The organism is Pseudogulbenkiania ferrooxidans 2002 (assembly GCF_000174355.1).
GTDB lineage: Bacteria > Pseudomonadota > Gammaproteobacteria > Burkholderiales > Chromobacteriaceae > Pseudogulbenkiania > Pseudogulbenkiania ferrooxidans.
Map to the genome: position 1 here is coordinate 277543 of NZ_ACIS01000007.1, position 15704 is coordinate 293246.

At 65.6% G+C, this 15704-nt stretch carries 19 protein-coding genes and 1 tRNA gene; 11 read left to right on the forward strand and 9 right to left on the reverse strand.

Going from position 1 to position 15704, the window contains the following annotated elements; all coding sequences use genetic code 11:
* Positions 1–15 precede the first annotated feature (15 nt).
* From FURADRAFT_RS13945 to FURADRAFT_RS13955, 3 genes are read right to left on the reverse strand one after another with little or no spacing between them, the layout of a single operon-like run.
* Positions 16–474, reverse strand: coding sequence for a DUF494 family protein (locus tag FURADRAFT_RS13945; protein ID WP_008954816.1), 459 nt, complete (start codon positions 472–474; stop codon positions 16–18).
* A gap of 42 nt (positions 475–516) precedes the next feature.
* On the reverse strand, positions 517–1617 hold the full coding sequence (gene dprA / locus FURADRAFT_RS13950) for a DNA-processing protein DprA (RefSeq protein ID WP_008954817.1): 1101 nt from the start codon (positions 1615–1617) through the stop codon (positions 517–519).
* Complete coding sequence (locus FURADRAFT_RS13955; protein ID WP_040652931.1) at positions 1614–2648, reverse strand: LysM peptidoglycan-binding domain-containing protein; 1035 nt, start codon at positions 2646–2648, stop codon at positions 1614–1616. The genes dprA and FURADRAFT_RS13955 overlap by 4 nt, the downstream gene beginning before the upstream one ends.
* A 128-nt stretch (positions 2649–2776) precedes the next feature.
* Between FURADRAFT_RS13955 and def the strand changes: the two genes are divergently transcribed.
* The 8 genes from def (at position 2777) to FURADRAFT_RS13995 (ending at position 11473) form a co-directional block, all read left to right on the forward strand.
* Positions 2777–3280: a peptide deformylase gene (gene def / locus FURADRAFT_RS13960; RefSeq protein ID WP_008954819.1), complete on the forward strand. Its 504-nt coding sequence runs from the start codon at positions 2777–2779 to the stop codon at positions 3278–3280.
* Positions 3281–3550: 270 nt separating this feature from the next.
* The gene (fmt, locus tag FURADRAFT_RS13965; RefSeq protein ID WP_008954820.1) at positions 3551–4471 is read left to right on the forward strand and encodes a methionyl-tRNA formyltransferase; all 921 of its coding nucleotides are present in this window, start codon (positions 3551–3553) and stop codon (positions 4469–4471) included.
* Between the two features lie 57 nt (positions 4472–4528).
* Positions 4529–5383, forward strand: coding sequence for a zinc metalloprotease HtpX (gene htpX, locus FURADRAFT_RS13970; RefSeq protein ID WP_008954821.1), 855 nt, complete (start codon positions 4529–4531; stop codon positions 5381–5383).
* A gap of 82 nt (positions 5384–5465) precedes the next feature.
* Complete coding sequence (gene rsmB, locus FURADRAFT_RS13975; protein WP_008954822.1) at positions 5466–6716, forward strand: 16S rRNA (cytosine(967)-C(5))-methyltransferase RsmB; 1251 nt, start codon at positions 5466–5468, stop codon at positions 6714–6716.
* Entirely contained in the window at positions 6703–7272 is a 570-nt protein-coding gene (locus tag FURADRAFT_RS13980; RefSeq protein ID WP_014085716.1) for a DUF4390 domain-containing protein, read from the forward strand. The genes rsmB and FURADRAFT_RS13980 overlap by 14 nt, the downstream gene beginning before the upstream one ends.
* Positions 7272–9380 carry a sensor histidine kinase gene (locus FURADRAFT_RS13985; protein ID WP_008954824.1) on the forward strand — a complete coding sequence of 703 codons (2109 nt, stop codon included), beginning with the start codon at positions 7272–7274 and terminating at the stop codon, positions 9378–9380. Before FURADRAFT_RS13980 ends, FURADRAFT_RS13985 begins: the two co-directional genes overlap by 1 nt.
* Positions 9380–10651, forward strand: coding sequence for a sigma-54-dependent transcriptional regulator (locus tag FURADRAFT_RS13990; RefSeq protein WP_008954825.1), 1272 nt, complete (start codon positions 9380–9382; stop codon positions 10649–10651). Before FURADRAFT_RS13985 ends, FURADRAFT_RS13990 begins: the two co-directional genes overlap by 1 nt.
* A 51-nt stretch (positions 10652–10702) precedes the next feature.
* On the forward strand, positions 10703–11473 hold the full coding sequence (locus tag FURADRAFT_RS13995; RefSeq protein ID WP_008954826.1) for a HesA/MoeB/ThiF family protein: 771 nt from the start codon (positions 10703–10705) through the stop codon (positions 11471–11473).
* Between the two features lie 48 nt (positions 11474–11521).
* Here the strand turns inward: FURADRAFT_RS13995 and FURADRAFT_RS14000 are convergent, their stop codons facing one another.
* The 5 genes from FURADRAFT_RS14000 to FURADRAFT_RS14020 all read right to left on the reverse strand — a co-directional run bounded on the left by FURADRAFT_RS14000 (position 11522) and on the right by FURADRAFT_RS14020 (position 14326).
* Complete coding sequence (locus FURADRAFT_RS14000; protein ID WP_008954827.1) at positions 11522–12013, reverse strand: TlpA disulfide reductase family protein; 492 nt, start codon at positions 12011–12013, stop codon at positions 11522–11524.
* Positions 12010–12456 (reverse strand): acyl-CoA thioesterase, encoded by a 447-nt coding sequence (locus tag FURADRAFT_RS14005; protein WP_008954828.1) that lies wholly within the window; start codon positions 12454–12456, stop codon positions 12010–12012. Before FURADRAFT_RS14005 ends, FURADRAFT_RS14000 begins: the two co-directional genes overlap by 4 nt.
* Before the next feature lie 38 nt (positions 12457–12494).
* Positions 12495–12869, reverse strand: coding sequence for a hypothetical protein (locus FURADRAFT_RS14010; RefSeq protein ID WP_008954829.1), 375 nt, complete (start codon positions 12867–12869; stop codon positions 12495–12497).
* Positions 12870–12886: 17 nt separating this feature from the next.
* Entirely contained in the window at positions 12887–13771 is an 885-nt protein-coding gene (locus tag FURADRAFT_RS14015; protein ID WP_008954830.1) for an energy transducer TonB, read from the reverse strand.
* Between the two features lie 90 nt (positions 13772–13861).
* Positions 13862–14326, reverse strand: coding sequence for a Dps family protein (locus tag FURADRAFT_RS14020; protein ID WP_008954831.1), 465 nt, complete (start codon positions 14324–14326; stop codon positions 13862–13864).
* A 47-nt stretch (positions 14327–14373) separates the two neighbouring features.
* Here FURADRAFT_RS14020 and FURADRAFT_RS14025 point away from each other — a divergent pair, with 47 nt between their 5' ends.
* The gene (locus FURADRAFT_RS14025) at positions 14374–14667 is read left to right on the forward strand and encodes a DUF167 domain-containing protein (protein WP_040652934.1); all 294 of its coding nucleotides are present in this window, start codon (positions 14374–14376) and stop codon (positions 14665–14667) included.
* Between the two features lie 30 nt (positions 14668–14697).
* Here the strand turns inward: FURADRAFT_RS14025 and FURADRAFT_RS14030 are convergent, their stop codons facing one another.
* Positions 14698–15120, reverse strand: a complete 423-nt coding sequence (locus tag FURADRAFT_RS14030) for an FxsA family protein (protein ID WP_008954833.1) — start codon at positions 15118–15120, stop codon at positions 14698–14700.
* A gap of 12 nt (positions 15121–15132) precedes the next feature.
* Here FURADRAFT_RS14030 and cutA point away from each other — a divergent pair, with 12 nt between their 5' ends.
* Together cutA and FURADRAFT_RS14040 are read left to right on the forward strand one after the other, a co-directional pair.
* Complete coding sequence (gene cutA / locus FURADRAFT_RS14035) at positions 15133–15477, forward strand: divalent-cation tolerance protein CutA (protein ID WP_008954834.1); 345 nt, start codon at positions 15133–15135, stop codon at positions 15475–15477.
* A 116-nt stretch (positions 15478–15593) separates the two neighbouring features.
* Positions 15594–15669, forward strand: a tRNA-Lys gene (locus FURADRAFT_RS14040).
* Positions 15670–15704: the final 35 nt, after the last annotated feature.

Here is a 15704-nt window from a genome sequence, read left to right on the forward strand (position 1 = left end):
AACGCCGTGACAAGCTCATTGCATGGTCGGTTCGCCGTTCACCACGTCGAGCAGCTCTTCGCCGAGCAGGATCGGCAGCTCGGCCTTCTGCACCCACAGCACCAGCAAGGTGACCAGTTTGGCCGAGGCGACGTTGACCTCGTCGTCGGGCATCGCCAGCAGGCGGTCGATCACCATCTCGCGCTGCGCCGGGGAGAGGGCGCCGTGGTGCTCGAGGAACTGCAGCAGGCCGCGCACTTCGGTCGGCAGGCGTTTCTGTTCGCTGTCGCTGTAGACGCGCAGGCCGTAGGACTCGTCCATCGCGGCGAAGGCACCCTCGTTGATGTTGCAGAGGATGTCGAGCCAGTCGAGGGCGTCGTTGATGTCGGCGTCCTCGAAGCCGGCGGCGGCGAGCGTGCGCATCACGCCTTCGCGGTCGTTGCAGGCTTCGGGGTCCTGGTATTCTTCAAACAGATAGGCAAGAACGTCAAACATGGTGCAGAGACTTTTAAGGATGCTGGCAGGGCGCGTCCCGCTTCAGGACAGGCGCTGGAAACGACCGCCCGGCAGGCTTGCCACCCGGCCTTCCAGTTCCAGCTCGAGAAGCATCGCGTAAACCTCCCCCGCCGTCAACTCGAGCCGCGCCGCCAGGCTGTCGACGTCGACCGGATCGTAGCCCAGCTGGACCAGCAGCGGCGTCTCTGCCTCCGCCGTTGCCGTGCCGTCCGCCACGGCCGCGTTGGCTCTGGCCGCCCCTGGTGCGTCGGGGGCGGGGCGGCCGATTTCGTCCAGCACGTCGTCCACCGTTTCCACCAACTTGGCGCCGTCCTTGATCAGGCGGTGGCAGCCGCGCGCCTGTGGGTTGTGGATCGAGCCGGGAATCGCCAGCACCTCGCGCCCGACCTCGGCGGCGAGGCGCGCGGTGATCAGCGAGCCGGAGTTGACGTTGGCCTCGACTACCAGGCAGCCGCGGCTGAGCCCGGCGATGATGCGGTTGCGGCGCGGGAAGTTGTGCGCCAGCGGTGCCGTCCCGAGCGGGAATTCCGACAGGATCAGGCCGTCTTCGGCCAACTGGTGGGCGAGCTGGCGATGGCTGGCCGGGTAGACCCGGTCGATGCCGGTGCCGATCACCGCGATGGTCGATGCCGCCGTGCCCAGCGCGCCACGGTGGGCGGCGCCGTCGATGCCGCTGGCGAGCCCGCTGACGATGGTGTAGCCGGCCTGTGCCAGGCCGTGCGCGAACTCCTCGGCGGTCTGCCGGCCCTGCGGTGTGGCGTGGCGGCTGCCGACCATGGCCAGCATCGGGCGCACCAGCAATTCGCGCCGGCCCCGGCCGAACAGCAGCGGCGGGGCGTGGCCGGCCTCGGCCAGCGCGGTGGGGTAGTCGTGATCGGCCAGGGTCAGCAGGAAACAGCCCGGCGCGTCGGCCCAGGCCAGCGCCGCCTCCACCTCGGCGGTCGCCACGCGTCCCGCCAGGGCGCGCGCCGCCTCGTCGCCGAGGCAACGCTGCAGCTGCGAAAGGTTGGCCGAAGCCGCGGCGGCGGCGCTGCCGAAGGTGTCGATCAGGCGCAGCACGCCGACCGGGCCGATGCCCGGCGTCAGCGCCAGCAGCGCCCAGTCGGCGCGCTCGCTGCTCATTCCTCGTCCGGCGTGCGCACCACGTCGCCCACGCCGATCGGCACCGCGCTCTCCATCACCAGGCCGTAGGCGACGCGGTTGAACACGCGGTAGACGAACAGCGAGCCGGCTTTCTCGGTCGGCAGCAGCACCTTGGTCTCGCGGTTGTCCGGCGTCGTGACCTTGACCAGGCTGCCGTTCTTGAGGATGTCGAGCACGTGGCCGGTTTCCAGGCCGTCACGTTGTCCCAGGTTGATCGCCACGTTGTAGTACTGGGCCGCGCCGGCGACGCCGTTGGGGGTGGAGATGATCTTGCCCTGCACCATCTTTTCGGGCGGATGCGGCACGTAGCTGACGAAATAGTCACGCGGCGCCTTGACCAGGCGGTCGCCGACCAGGATTTCCTCGGCCACCTTGCGCACCCGCAACGACTGTACCTCGTCGCCCATCTTCTCGACCGCCAGATCGCCGCCGTAGGTCACCTCGTAGCCCAGCGTCTCGCCGCTGTCCGGGTCGCGCAGCGGCTTGTTGGGGCGGTACGACTGCCAGCTGCCGCCCTGGTCGAGCCCCATGGCGTAGGCGCGGTCGCCGCTGCTCATCGCGACGTGCTCGTCGCTGCCGGCGACCAGGCGCGGTGCGCGCGAGAAGCTGTCGATATCGACGATCAGCGGGCGCGACAGGAAGGGCTCGATGGCCTTGGCCGGGATGCTCGGCAGGGCACGGTCCTGGTCCTCGATGCGCACCTGCGGCGACAGCTTCACCTCGCGGCGGTTGCGCTCCAGGCCGAGGCGCGGCTGGCCGTTGACCCAGGTCAGCACCAGCACGTCGCCGGGGTAGATCAGGTGCGGGTTTTTCACTTCGTCGCGGTTCATCTGCCACAGGCGGGGCCAGTTCCACGGCTTTTTCAGGTAGCGGCCGGAGATGCCCCACAGCGTGTCGCCTTTGACCACCACGTAGCGCGCCGGGGCGTCAGGGCGCAGCGTCAGCGTGTCGGAAAAGGCCGGTGCCGCAAGGCCCAGAGCCAAGACTAGCGATATAATGCTTTTGCGCATGGAAAATGCCCCAATATTCATGGACGGGCGCGCCATTCCCGGCGCCCTCGAAGTAACGATATCTGCGTCAGACAGGTCTATTATCGACATGCTGATGGCAAAACTACAATCTGGAGTAACGGAATTAGATGGCGCTGCTAACTATTCTGCATTACCCGGACGAGCGTCTGCACAAAGTCGCGCGTCCGGTCGGCGCGGTGGACGAGCGCATCCGCCAACTGATCGACGACATGGCCGAGACCATGTACGAATGCAACGGCATCGGCCTGGCGGCCACCCAGGTCAACGTGCATGAGCGCGTGGTGGTGATCGACGTCAGCGAAGAGAAGTCGGCCCTGACCGCCTTCGTCAACCCGGAAATCGTCGAGCGTCGTGGCGATACCGTGTACGAAGAAGGCTGCCTGTCGGTGCCCGGCATCTACGACAAGGTGCACCGCTCGGAGTGGGTGCGGGTGCGCGCGCTCAACCGCAACGGCGAGCCGTTCGAGATCGAGACCGACGGCCTGTTGGCGATCTGCATCCAGCACGAGATCGACCATCTCGACGGCAAGGTGTTCGTCGACTACCTGTCCCAGCTCAAGCAGAGCCGCATCAAGGCCAAGATGAAGAAGCGCGAGAAGCACACGCTGTAAGAATCTGTCCCGATCTTGCTGCGCGTCCCTGATCGGGGCTCAGGTGCACTGCGTGCGAATCTATCGCTGAGCCAATCGAAGATTGGCACGCAGGGATTCGCTCAGCGATCGGAAATCCTCATGGACTTCAGGTCCATTCCGGTTTCTGTGCTGCTCTTCACCCCGCTGAGGGCCGCTCGCGACAGATCGTGAACAGATTCCAGGCCCGACCCGCGTTGGCCGAACCCCGGGGACACGCACGCCGTGTCCCCTCGTTTTTGCAGGAATGCCATGAAACTGATTTTTGCCGGCACCCCGGAATTCGCCGCCGCCGCCTTGCAGGCCCTGCTCGACGCCGGGCACGACATCCCGCTGGTGCTGACCCAGCCCGACCGCCCCGCCGGGCGCGGCATGAAACTCAAGCCGAGCCCGGTCAAGGTGCTGGCGTTGCAGCACGGTCTGCGCGTCGAGCAGCCCTTGACGCTGAAGACCCCGGAAGCGCAGGCGCTGATCGCCGAGGTCGGCGCCGAGGTGATGGTGGTGGCCGCCTACGGTCTGCTGCTGCCGCAGGCGGTGCTCGAGCTGCCGGCGCAAGGCTGCCTCAACATCCACGCCTCGCTGCTGCCGCGCTGGCGCGGCGCGGCGCCGATCCAGCGCGCGCTGCTGGCGGGCGACAGCGAAACCGGCATTACCATCATGCAGATGGATGTCGGCCTCGATACCGGTGCCATGCTGTCGGTGCATCCGCTGTCGATCGCCGCGGATGAAACCGCCGCCACGCTGCACGACAGGTTGGCCGAAGCCGGCGCCCGCGCCATCGTCGACACCCTGGCGCGGCTCGACGCCATCACCCCGGTGGCGCAGCCGGAAGAAGGTGTGACCTACGCCCAGAAGCTCTCCAAGGCCGAGGCCGAGGTCGACTGGAGCCAGCCGGCGACTGACATCGCCCGTGCCATCCGCGCCTATAACCCGGTGCCCGGCGCCTTCACCCGTCTCGCCGGCGAACCCCTCAAGCTGTGGCTGGCCTCCGCCGAGGAAGGCCGCGGTGAGCCGGGCACGGTCCTGTCGGCCGACGCAGACGGCGTGCGCGTGGCGGCGGGTAGCGGCGTGGTGCGGCTCACCCAGCTGCAGGCTGCCGGCGGCAAGCGCCTGGCGGCACGCGACTTCGTTGCCGGCCGGCCGGATCTGACGGGAACCCGACTCGGGGCTTGATATTCCAAGCCGGTGAACCATATCTAGGGTGGTGGATAACGCAAGGAGGCTGTGGCCATGACATTCAACTGGTTCAAGACGACGCTGCTGATGGCCGCCATCGTGGCGCTGTTCGGCGTCATCGGGGCCATGATCGGCGGCAAGAGCGGCATGCTGCTGGCGCTGCTGTTCGGTGGCGCGATGAACGTCTTCGCCTACTGGAACTCGGACAAGATGGTGTTGCGCATGTACAACGCGCAGGAGGTCGATGCCCAGAGCGCCCCCGAGCTGTACGGCATGGTGGCCGAACTGGCGGGCCGCGCCGGGCTGCCGATGCCGCGCGTGTACGTGATCCACGAGGACCAGCCCAACGCCTTCGCCACCGGGCGCGATCCGGAGCACGCGGCGGTCGCAGCCACCACCGGCATCATGCGCATGCTCGACTACCGCGAACTGCGCGGCGTGATGGCGCACGAGCTGGCGCACGTGCGGCACCGCGACACGCTGATCTCGACCATCTCGGCCACCATGGCCGGCGCCATCTCGGCGCTCGCCAACTTCGCCATGTTCTTCGGCGGGCGCGACGAAGAGGGCCGTGCGGTCAACCCGATCGCCGGCATCCTGGTCGCGCTGCTGGCCCCCCTGGCCGCCAGCCTGATCCAGATGGCGATCTCGCGCGCGCGCGAATTCGAAGCCGACCGCTGCGGCGCCGAGATTTCCGGCGAACCGCTGGCGCTCGCCGCGGCGCTGCGCAAGATCGAGTACTACGCCCAGGGGCTGCCGATGCCCGCCGCCGAGGCGCATCCGGAGACCGCGCAGATGATGATCATCAATCCGCTCTCCGGCGGCGGCATGGACTCGCTGTTCCGCACCCATCCGCATACCGAGGAGCGCATCGCGCGCCTCAACGAGATGGCGCGCGGCGGCGTCTAGCCGTATCATTCCGCGCAAACCGACCTACCCCGGGCCACAGCCGTGATACGCGACTGTGGCCGGTTTTTTTGGAACTGACCGCATGCATCGAATCCAGCTCCTGGCCGCCGGCCTGCTCGAAAAAGTGGAAGGGGGCCGTACCCTGACCGAGGCCCTGGCCGACGCCCAGCGCCAGGCGCCCGATCTCACGCCGGCCGAGCGCGGCGCGCTGCAGGACATCGGCTACGGCGTACTGCGCCACCTGGCCGAGTGGCGTCGCGTGCTGCGCCAGCTGCTGCCTAAGCCCTTGCCCGAGCCGCAGCTGGAGCGTGTGCTGATCGTTGCCCTGCATCAGCTGGAATACACCCGTGCCGCCCAGTACGCCGTGGTCAACGAGGCGGTGACGCTGGCCGGACGGCTGGCGCGTGGGCGTTTCAAGGGGCTGGTCAACGCCGTGCTGCGCAACTACCTGCGCCAGCGCGACGAACTCAAGGCCGCCGTGGCGGCCGACGACGAGGCCCGCTACAACCACCCGCGCTGGTGGATCAAGGCCTTGCGGCGCCACTACCCGCAAGACTGGCAAGCCATTCTCGACATGGACAACCAGCATCCACCGATGACCCTGCGCGTCAACCGCCGCCATGTCGAACCGGCTGCCTACCTGCAGCGCCTGCGTGACGCGGGCATCGAGGCCGAGTGCTTGGGCGAGGAGGCGATCCAACTCGCCCGCCCGGTCGGCGTGCGCGAACTGCCCGGCTTCGCCGACGGCGACGTCTCGGTGCAGGACCAGGGTGCGCAGCAGGCGGCGTACCGGCTCGACCTGCGCGACGGCCTGCGCGTGCTCGACGCCTGCGCCGCGCCGGGCGGCAAGACCTGCCACATGCTGGAACTGGCCGATCTCGACGTCACCGCGCTCGACGTCGACGAAACCCGGCTGGGGCGGGTCGCCGACAACCTTGCCCGCCTTCAGCTCTCGGCTCGCCTCGTCGCCGCCGATGCCGGCGATACGGCGAGCTGGTGGGACGGGGTGCCGTTCGATCGTATCCTGGCCGACGTGCCGTGTTCCGCCAGCGGCGTGGTGCGCCGTCATCCCGACATCAAATGGCTGCGCCGCCCTGGCGATTTCGCCGAGCTGGCGCGGCAGCAATCCGCCCTGGTCGATGCGCTCTGGCCGCTGCTCGCCAGCGGCGGCAAAATGCTATACGCTACCTGCTCGATTTTTCCCGAGGAGAACCGCGAACAGCTCGCGGCCTTCCTCGCGCGACATGCGGATGCGGTATGCCTCGACGACCAACAACTGCTCCCCAGCGAGCAACATGACGGCTTCTATTACGCGCTGCTTGCGAAGCGCTAGCCTTCTTATCTGGCTGATCGCCTGTGCCGTCCTGCCGGCATGGGCCGATTCCATTTCGGCCACCCGCTCCGAGGCCGAACTCCTCGATGGCCAGCTCGCCGTCAGCACCCGCTTCGACATCAAGCTCACCCCCGGCCTCAGCGATGCGCTGACCCAGGGGGTAGCGCTGCCGTTCCGTCTGGAATTCGAGCTGACCCGTCCGCGCAGCACCGCCTACCTGCTTAACGTCCGGGAGTGGTTCGAGCCGCACGCCGAGCTGCACTTCAAGATCGCCTACCAGTCGCTGACCAGCCGTTACCGCGTCAGCATCGGCAGCCTGTCGCGCTATTACGCGACGCAGGCCGAGGCCCTGAGCGCGCTCGGCGCGATCCACGGCTGGCGCGTGCTTGAAGCGGGGACGCTGAGCGGCGTGCCGGCCGACAAGGTCAAGGGGCGGGTGCGGCTGATGCTCGACATCGGCCAGCTGCCCAAGCCGTTCCAGCTCAACGCGCTGGGCAGCGCCGACTGGTCGCTGGGCTCGGGCTGGATCGATCTGAACGTGAAGGAAGGCGGCTGATGCGCTACGCCATGATCGCCATGGCCACCTTCGCCGCCATCCTGCTCTACCTCTTGGCGCTCGCTACCGGTAATACCTCCAAGCTGGCCGAGTACTACTGGTGGGTGTTCGGCATCAACGCGCTGCTCTTGGTGGCGCTGCTGGGCGTGGTCGGGCGCCAGCTGGTGCGCCTGCGGCGCCGGGTCAAGGGCCGCGTCTTCGGCGCCAAGCTGACCCAGCGCCTGGTGATGATGTTCGCCGTGGTGGCGTTGGTGCCGGGCCTGCTGGTGTATACCATCTCGACCCAGTTCCTCTCGCGCAGCATCGAGAGCTGGTTCGATGTACGCGTGGAGTCGGCGCTGGATCGCGGGCTGGAGCTCGGGCGCAACGCGTTGGGCTACGTGCTGCAGGACGTCGGGCGCAAGGCGCGGGTGGTGCAGGACGATATCGACGCACTGCCGGACAGCGGTCTGCCGGCACGGCTGGAGCGGTTGCGCGAGCAGCTTGGCCTCAACGAGGTTGCCATCTTCAACCGTCAGGGGCAGTTGCTGGCGTTCGCCAGCGGCGATCTGGCCGGGCTGCCGCAAACCCCTTCGCGCGAGGCCTTGCGCACGCTGCGGCCGCGCCAGCCGGTGCAGACCATCGAGAATGATCGGCGCAACCAGCTTGCGCTCAAGGTGCTGATGGCCTACCACGACCGGCATGATGAAACCCGCGTGATGCAGGTGATCCAGGCCGCGCCGGAAAGCATCGCCCACGATGCCGAGCTGATCGACACCGCCCGTGCCGACTATCGCCAGCTGCTGCTCTCGCGCGACGGCCTGCGCACCTTCTATACCCTGACCTTGACGCTGGCCTGTCTCTTGGCGCTGACCGCCGCGCTGGCGTTCGCGCTGTGGTTGTCGGAGCGGCTGTCGGCGCCGCTGTCCGAACTAGCGGCGGGGACCCGCGCGGTAGCGCAGGGTGACTTCTCCAAGCGCCACCCGGTGTACCGGCGTGACGAACTGGGCATCCTCACCACCATGTTCAACCGCATGACCCAGCAGCTCGACGAGGCGCGCCAACTGGCCGACGAGAACCGACTCAAGCTGGAGTCGGGCAAGCTCTACCTGGAAAGCATCCTGGTCAACCTGCGTGCCGGGGTGATGGCGTTCGACGACGGCTGGCGCCTGCGTGCCGCCAATACCAGTGCTTCGCGCATCCTCGGGGTGGACTTTGCCGAGTTGGCCGAAGCCCCGTTCCGCGAGTGGACCCGCTTGGTGCCGGCACTGGTGCCGCTGGTCGACAACGTCTGTGAGCATGCCGACAGCGAGCGCCAGCCCGAGTGGCAGACCCAGCTCGATTACACTACCGCGCAAGGGGAGCGTATCCTGCTGGTACGGGGGGCGCGCTTGCCGGAGGGTTCAGGCAGCGGCTACGTGGTGGTGTTCGACGACATCACCGAACTGGCACGGGCGCAGCGCGACGCCGCCTGGGGCGAGGTCGCCAAGCGTCTGGCGCACGAAATCCGCAACCCGCTGACGCCGATCCAGCTCGCCGCCGAGCGCCTGGCGATGAAGCTGGCCGACAAGCTGGAAGGCAGCGATGCCGATCTTCTGCGGCGCGCCACCGACACCATCGTCAAGCAGGTGTCCGCGCTCAAGGGCATGGTCGACGCCTTCCGCGACTACGCCCGCTCGCCGCGCATCAAGCTGGTGGCGCTGGATTTGAACCAGCTGGTACGCGAGGTGATGACGCTGTACGAATCCAATGCCGCTGTTAAGATGACGTTGTCTGAACAACCATTGATGATCATGGGGGATGCCGCCCTGTTGCGCCAAGTGTTGCATAATTTGCTGCAGAATGCGCAGGATGCGGTCCTTGACGTTGACATCCCGATGATTCACATTAGCAGCCGACAAGAAGGAAGAAGCGCGATCGTCTGCGTGCAGGACAACGGGGCCGGCTTCCCAGCCGACATCCTGCCGCGCGCGTTCGAGCCGTATGTGACCAACAAGCCCAAGGGTACAGGCCTTGGGCTGGCAGTGGTGAAGAAAATCATAGAGGAGCACCATGGTCAGATCGCACTGGGAAATGCCGGGCAGCAGGGCGCGCGGATTCTTCTCACCCTGCCATTGCTGGAGGCCTAATGCGTAGCAGCGACATTTTGATTGTGGATGACGAAATCGGCATCCGCGAATTGCTTTCGGAAATACTGCAGGACGAAGGGTACACCGTCGCCTTGGCCGAGAACGCCGAGGTGGCACGGCAATTGCGCAACCAGACCCGTCCGGCGCTGGTGCTGTTGGACATCTGGATGCCCGACTGCGACGGCGTGACCCTGCTCAAGGAGTGGGCCAAGTCCGGCCAGCTCAACATGCCGGTGGTGATGATGTCCGGCCACGCCAGCATCGACACCGCCGTCGAGGCTACCCGCATCGGCGCCTTTGACTTTCTCGAGAAGCCGATCGCCCTGCAGAAACTGTTGACCACGGTGCAGCGCGCCGTCAAGTACGGCGACATGCAGGTCAACACCTCGCTCAACCTCGACAAGCTGGGAAAGAGTGAGCCGATCCAGGAGTTGAAACGTCAGCTCGAGCGGGTGGCCAAGGTCAAGTCGCCGGTGCTGCTGACTGGCGAGCCCGGGTCGGGCTTCGAGCTGGTCGCCCGGTTCTTCCACCAGGGCAATACCCCGTGGGTGACGCCGGCCAAGCCGGAGCAACTCGCCGACGCCCCTCTGGAACTGCTGCAGAAGGCCAACAACGGCGTGTTGTTCCTGCCCGAGATCGGCCAGTACAACCGCCGCATCCAGCAGGGCCTATTGTTCCTGCTGTCCAAGCTCGACCGCTTCAACGTGCGCCTGTTGTGCTCGTGCAGCCGTCCGTTGCAGGAACTCTTGGTCGACCCGGAGTGCGACAACCGCCTGTTGACCACGCTGTCCAGCGTGATCGTGCCGATTCCGCCGCTCAGGGAGCATGCCGAAGACATCATCTTCATCGCCGAACAGATTCTTATCGAGCTGGTGGAATCCAAGCAGGTGTCGACGCACAAGCTCACCACCGCGGCGCTCAACGCACTGCGCCAGTACGACTGGCCGGGCAATCTCGAGCAGCTAAGGAGCATCATCAAGAGCCTGGCGCTGACGGCAGAATCGGTGGATATCGATGCACCCGAAGTCAACAAGGTGCTGGCGCAATTCCGTCACGAGAAGCCGGCGGCGGAGGAAACCGGCTTCGACTTCAACATGCCGTTGCGCGAATTGCGCGAGCAGCTGGAGCGTCGCTACTTCGAGTACCATATCTCGCTGGAAAACGGCAATATGAGCCGGGTAGCGCAGAAGGTCGGCCTCGAGCGTACCCACCTGTATCGCAAGCTCAAGCAGCTCGGTATCAAGTTCGCGCGCAAGACCGCAGAAGAGTAATCCCCGACCGCCGGTGTTCCCGGCGGTTTCCCTGGCAGGATCGACCCCCCCATGACCGAACTGAGTGACCAGGCGCTGTTGCGCTACAGCCGGCATATCCTGTTGCCGGAACTCGATATCGCCGGGCAGCAGGCGCTGCTTGGCGCCCGTGCGCTGATCGTCGGCGCCGGCGGGCTGGGGTCGCCGGTGGCCCTGTATCTGGCCAGTGCCGGGGTCGGGCAGCTCACCATCGCCGACGACGACGTGGTCGAGCTGACCAACTTGCAGCGCCAGATTGCTCACGACAAGGCGAGTCTCGGCCGCAACAAGGCCGAATCCGCGGCAGCCCGGATGCTGGCGATGAATCCGGAGGTGGCCGTGCGTGTCATCGGCGAGCGCCTGGCAGGTCAGAGCCTGGCCGATGAGGTGGCGCGCCACGATGTGGTGCTCGATTGCTCGGACAATTTCGCCACCCGTCACGCCGTCAACCGCGCCTGCGTGGCGGCCGGCGTACCGCTGGTATCGGGTGCGGCGGTACGCTTCGACGGCCAGCTTGCCGTGTTCGATACCCGCCAGCCGGCCTCGCCGTGCTACCACTGCCTGTTCCCGGAAGAGGGCGAGGCCAACGACGGGCCGTGCGCGACCTTTGGCGTGCTCGCGCCGTTGGTCGGTGTGATCGGCAGCCTGCAGGCGGTGGAGGCCATCAAGCTACTAGCGGGGATTCCCGTCGCGTTGGGGCGGCTCACCCTGTACGACGCGCTGGAGAGTTCATTCCGCAGCATGAAGGTGCCGCGGGATCCGGCCTGCCCGGTCTGCTCCGGACGAAGCTCCGGTTCCGAATGAAAAAACCCGCCGGGAGGCGGGTTTTTTCATGGACACAGGCCAGGTGGTTCAGGACTGGAGCTGTTTCTCGATCAGCTGACGCACTTCCTTGAAGTCCATCACGCCGACGTAACGCTTGATGATGTGACCCTGCTTGTCGATCAGCATTGTGGTGGGGGCCAGCTGGATTTCACCAAAGGCCTTGGCGATGCTGCCTTGGGGGTCCAGTGCCACGAAGAACGGTAGCTGGTTCTTCTCGACGTAAGTCTTGACGTAGTTGGGGGGGTCGTAGCTCATCGCCACCGCCACGGTTTCAAAGCCGCGCGGCGCATACTGCTGGTACATCTTCTTGATTTCCGGCATTTCTTCGACGCAGCCGGGGCAACTGGTCGCCCAGAAGTTGACCAGAACCACCTTGCCCTTCAGCGATCTGGTGCTGAGCTGTTGTCCCGTTATCGAGGTGTACTGCACTTCGGGAGCGCGGTCCTTGTTGAACAGCATGGTGTAGGCCAGCAAGCCGGCTACCAGCACCAGTGCCAACGCCATCAAACCTTTTTTCATGCCTTGTCTGTTCCGGTAATAGAAGCGAAAAGCGCTTGTTGGTCTTGCATCGCGGCCAGAAGTTCCTTGAGGTGGCCTTCCAGCGGTACCGCCTTGTCCAGCTTGGCATCGTACACCACGAAGGTGACATCCGCCTCGGCCACGAGGGTTTCGGTGCCGGCCAGTTTCACCGCCTGATGCATCACCGCGCTGCGGTGGCCTATCGTCTTGACCGAAGTCTCGATGGCCAGCTCTTCGCCCATCGTCGCGGCGCGACGATAGTTGATATTGATGTTGACCACGACCAGCGCCAGTCCCGACTGCAGAAACCACGGCAAATCGCCGCACTCTTCGAAGAAGGTCCAGCGCGCTTCCTCGAGGAACTCGAGGTAGCGCGCGTTGTTGACATGGCTGTACAGGTCGAGATGGTAGCCGCGCACCTTGATGCGGGTGATGTGTTTCATCGCTTTGCCTTTATCGTGGAGCGGCCCGGCGGGGCGCTTCAGGCGTCCTGGCCGAGGTCGAAGGGAACGAATTCGGCACGTTCCAGCGGCTCGTCGACGATGTCAGACAGCACCGAGTGGATCTCCAGCTGGAACCACTCCTGGAACAGCTCCAGCGTCAGCGGAGTCGGCCACAGCGACTCGTCGTCGCACCAATCGGCCAGCTCGGCCTGGAACAGCTGCTGATACTGCTCCAGCACGGCCTGTTCGGCCGCGTCGTAATCATCGGCGCAGGGAATCAGCAGGGCGTTGCAATCGCGGGTCAACGACGCCAGCGTGACGTTGTCGTTCAGCTCGCCCGGCAGTTGCTTGAGCCAGTCGAGAAAGGGAGGGCGCGGCCGGATGATGGCGACGCTGCGGTTGACTTCGTACATGACGATCCTTGTTCGGGTTAAGGGCTTGCCAGACGGCTATCCTGGGTGAACGCCCAGCGGCGCACGATTTCCAGCGCGCTGTATTTTTCCGCCAGCGATGGCGGGAAGGGGGCAAACGGGGCGGAGAGTCGGACGATATTCTTGGCGGCGTTGTCGAGCACATCGTGCCCGGAGCTGCGCCGCACGGTGACCGAACGCAGCGTGCCGTCGGCGTTGACCACGACGGTCAGCTCCAGCGAGCCGAAAATCTGCTGACGGCGAGCCTCGTCCGGGTAGTTGAGGTTGCCGATACGCTCCACCTTGAGGCGCCAGTCGTCAACGTAGCGAGCCCATTCCACGCCACGCGCCGTGATGCCGTAGACCCCCTTGGTGCGGCCGCTCTCGTCCGGACGGTTGACGGTGTCGTCATCCCCCTGCTGTCGTGCCACCACGCTCGCCTGGGCCAGCAGGGCCTGGGCGGTGATCGGAGGTGACGGTGGGGAGGATGGGGCCGGCGTGCGCACCGGGGCCTGCTTGTCGTTGGTGGGCGCCGTGAGCCGCTCGTTGGCCGCAGGGGGGTGCGGTGCGGCGACGACGGCCTCTTGCTGATGGCGGGCTGGACCGGCGGTGCCGGGCGTTATGCGCTCGGGAACGTGACTCGCCAGTTTGCCCGGGGCCGGGGTATTGCCGGCGCCGACGGTGTTCTGTTCGGCCAGGCGCAGAGTGGGCGGGGGCGTTTTCTGGGGCGCTTGCGCCAGCTTGACGCTGATGGTGCTGGTTTCCGGCAAGGGAATGGGACGGATCCAGGTGATGTGGCCGGCAGCGAACAGCAGCACATGCACCAGCACCGACACGGCCAGGGTGACGGTGAACAGCCAGGAACTGGCCGGCGGGCTGGGGGGGTGGCGCAGGTTACGGGGCATGGCGGCATTTTCTCACTGCGACCGAGTGTAGCATGCCGATGCGACCGCGCGCCTCGCCTTGCGCGGCGGTGTCGCACGCACCCGACAGGATCAGGCTTCCAGCAGGCTGCGCAGCATCCAGGCCGTCTTCTCGTGTACTTGCAGGCGCTGGGTCAGCAGGTCGGCTGTCGGTTCGTCGCTGGCTCGCTCCACCACGGCGAAAATGCTGCGCGCGGTACGGCACACGGTTTCATGGCCCTCGACCAGCTGGGTGATCATGTCATGGGCTCGCGGTACCCCGCTGGCCTCGGCGATCGAGGTCAGCCGGGCGTATTCGCTGTAACTGCCGGGGGCGTAGTGGCCGAGGGCGCGGATGCGCTCGGCGATCATGTCCACGGCCAGCGACAGCTCGTTGTAGTGCTGCTCGAACATCAGGTGCAGGGTCTGGAACATCGGACCGGTGACGTTCCAGTGAAAATTGTGGGTTTTCAGGTAGAGCGTGTAGGTATCGGCCAAGAGGCGAGAAAGTCCCTGGGCGATGTCCTGGCGGTCTTGTTCGTTGATGCCGATATCCATGCTGATCCTCCTGTATGATGCCCGGTCGTCATGTCCCGAAAGAAGTGATGAAAACCTGGCTGAGCTGTAAAGACAGTGTGATCCGACTCACCCTGCACGTGCAACCCGGCGCGAAAAAGACCGATCTGGCCGGCGAGCATGGCGGGGCGCTTAAACTGCGCTTGGCCGCTCCTCCCGTCGAGGGCAAGGCGAATGCAATGTTGCTGGCCTGGCTGGCGGAGCGTTTCGAGGTACCCAAACGCGACGTCGTGCTGCTGAGCGGTGACAAGAGCCGGCACAAGATCGTCGAGATCAAGCTGGGGCTGGACGAGGCCGCCGTCCTGGCTCGCCTCGGTCTGTAGTCCCGTCGCCGGGGGCGATGGTCGTGGCCCTCAGGGCAGGTGACGCGAACGATCCGTCGGGTCATCCACTCGAGTGTACTCGCCATCGATCACGTTGTCGGCAGCCGACGGCGGCATGGTGGGCCGTTTGATCGAGGGGCCCTTCAGCGGCAGCAGCAGCAGGAGTGCCAGGATGTCGCTGATCACGCCGGGGATCAGGAACAGCACGCCGGCCAGCAGGTAGCGCAAGGGCCACAGCAGGCTATAGAGCGAGACCTGGTCGCCCTGGTGCATCAACGAGCCCAGCGTCAGCAGTGCGCCCAGCTGCTGGTTGCGCAGCATGGCGATACCGATGAGCGCGGAGACGATGATCCACAGCATGGTGACGCCGCCGCCCCAGGCGTCGGTCATGGCCACCAGGGTGGCAATTTCCGCGAAGGGGTATAACAGTAGTAACAGTAAGAGTCCGCGCATCGAGTTCAACTTATGTCAGAAAATAAATGCTTGCTGGTGTTATGTAACACGCCCGACCGTGCCACCGCCAGCCGGATCGCCAGGCAACTGGTGGAGGAGCGACTGGCCGCCTGTGTCAACATTCTGCCTGCGGTGCAGTCGGTGTACCGCTGGCAAGGCCGGATCGAAGAGGCTACCGAGGTGCCGCTGCTCGTCAAGACCACGAAGCGGGCTTACGCCGGGCTGGAACGTCGGCTGGTGGAGCTGCATCCTTACGAGGTACCGGAAATCGTGGCCTGCGACATCGCCAGCGGTCTGCCCGCCTATTTAACATGGGTGGCAGGGGAGGTACTTTCAAGTACAGGACGCGGAACGTAAGTCCGTAACATGGCGGGAGGCGCTTGCCAACAGGATGAAACTGTAGAATCTTTCTGGTAATAGCCAGAAAATCGTTGACAGCGCGTAGCGGGATATTTATAGTGTCGCTCTCTCGGGGGTCGTTAGCTCAGCTGGTAGAGCAGCGGACTTTTAATCCGTTGGTCGCAAGTTCGAATCTTGCACGACCCACCAGATGCCGAAAACAAAAAGCCTAGTCGATCAGACTA